The sequence below is a fragment of the Acidisphaera rubrifaciens HS-AP3 genome, assembly GCF_000964365.1.
Taxonomy (GTDB): domain Bacteria; phylum Pseudomonadota; class Alphaproteobacteria; order Acetobacterales; family Acetobacteraceae; genus Acidisphaera; species Acidisphaera rubrifaciens.
Window position 1 is genome coordinate 1 of sequence record NZ_BANB01000263.1, and the last position, 1,758, is coordinate 1,758.

The 1,758-nt window shown below is 68.8% G+C and carries 2 protein-coding genes; both read left to right on the forward strand.

Features of this window, described 5'->3' with window-relative positions; all coding sequences use genetic code 11:
* Positions 1-1,165 (forward strand): ABC transporter substrate-binding protein (locus B8460_RS08965; protein ID WP_048861251.1); only part of this gene is annotated, 1,165 nt, incomplete at its 5' end.
* Positions 1,166-1,202: 37 nt separating this feature from the next.
* Positions 1,203-1,758: ABC transporter substrate-binding protein (locus B8460_RS08970; protein ID WP_048861252.1), on the forward strand; the 556-nt coding region annotated here is incomplete at its 3' end.

Below are 1,758 nucleotides of genomic sequence, written 5' to 3' on the forward strand. Positions count from 1 at the left end.
GCGCGCCCGCGCGGGTGCCGGCGACACGCTGCGCATCGGCATCCTCACCGACCTGTCCGGCTCCTATCGCGACCTGACGGGACCGCTCGGAATCACCTGCGCGCAGCTCGCGGTGCAGGATTCCGGCGTCGCCGCCCACGGCATCAACGTCGAGATCCTCAGCGCCGACCATCAGAACAAGGCCGATATCGGCGCGACCATCGCGCGGAAATGGTACGACCGCGACGGCGTGGACGGCATCTTCGAGGGCGGCAGCTCCGCCGTTGCCCTCGCGGTCTCGTCGGTCGCGGCGGAGAAGAACAAGGTCTATGTCAACGCCGGCGCCGCCACCACGCTGCTGACCGGCGCGAAGTGCAACGCCAACACGATCCACTGGGAATACGACACGTACATGCTGTGCAAGTCGACCTGCACCTCCATGGTGCGGTCGGGCGGCAAGTCGTGGTATTTCATTGCCGCCGACTACGCCTTCGGCCACGCGCTGGTGCAGGACGGCAGCGCCTTCGTCAAGGCGGCCGGCGGATCGGTCCTCGGCGCGACGTTCTACCCGTTTCCCGGCACCAGCGACTTCTCCTCGCTGCTGCTGCAGGCGCAGGCCTCGGGCGCCGACGTGATCGGCTTCGCCAACGCGGGCTCCGACCTCATCAACTGCATCAAGCAGTCGCACGAATTCGGGCTGAAGCAGCGCGTCGGCGCGCTGCTGATGTTCATCACCGACGTGCACGCCCTCGGCCTGCAGACGGCGCAGGGGATCGACTACACCGACAGTTTCTACTGGGACATGAACGACCGCACGCGCGCCTTCTCGCGCCGGCTGGAGAAGCTGGCGCCGGGCAAGCGCGCCACGATGATCAACGCCGGCACCTATTCGAGCCTGCTGCACTACCTGCGCACGGCGCAGGACATGGGCGTCGCCGCCGCCCGCCGCGACGGCGCCGCGACCATCGCCGCGATGAAGCACCGGCCGGTGGACGACGACTGCTTCGGCCCGACGACGATCCGCGCCGACGGGCGGATGCTGTGCCCGTCCTTCCTGTGGCAGGTGAAGAAGCCCGCGGACAGCCACGGCCCGTGGGATTACTGCAAGCTGATCGCCACCACGCCGGCCGATCAGTCGTTCCGGCCGGAAGGCGAGGACGGCTGCAAGCTCGGCAAGCCGGCCTGACGGCGCCGCACAGAAGAAACAGACGGGGCAGAAACGCATGACGATTTCCCGACGCACAGTCCTCGGCGGCGCCACCGCCGCCATGGCCGCGGGCGCCGCCGCGACGCTGCCCGCGCGCCGCGCCCGCGCGGCCGACATGCCGACGATCCGGCTCGGCGTGCTCAACGACATGTCCGGCCCCTATCGCGACGTGACCGGCCCGGTCTCCGTCGCCTGCGCCAAGCTCGCCGTCGCCGAGTTCAAGGCGCAGGGCTTCAAGGTCGAGGTTTTGTCGGGCGACCACCAGAACAAGCCCGATGTCGGCGCGTCGATCGCCCGGCAATGGTTCGACCGCGACGGCGTCGATGTCATCATGGACGTGCCGACCTCGTCGGTGGCGCTCGCCGTCGCCTCGGTCGTCGCCGAGAAGAACAAGGCCTATGTCAACGCCGGCGCCGGGACGCCCGATCTCACCGGCAAGCTGTGCAACCCGAACACCGTCCACTGGACCTATGACACCTACATGCTCGCCCGCTCGACGGGCGGCGCGACGGTGAAGGCCGGCGGCGACACGTGGTTCTTCATCACCGCCAACTACGTCTTCGGCCAGCAGC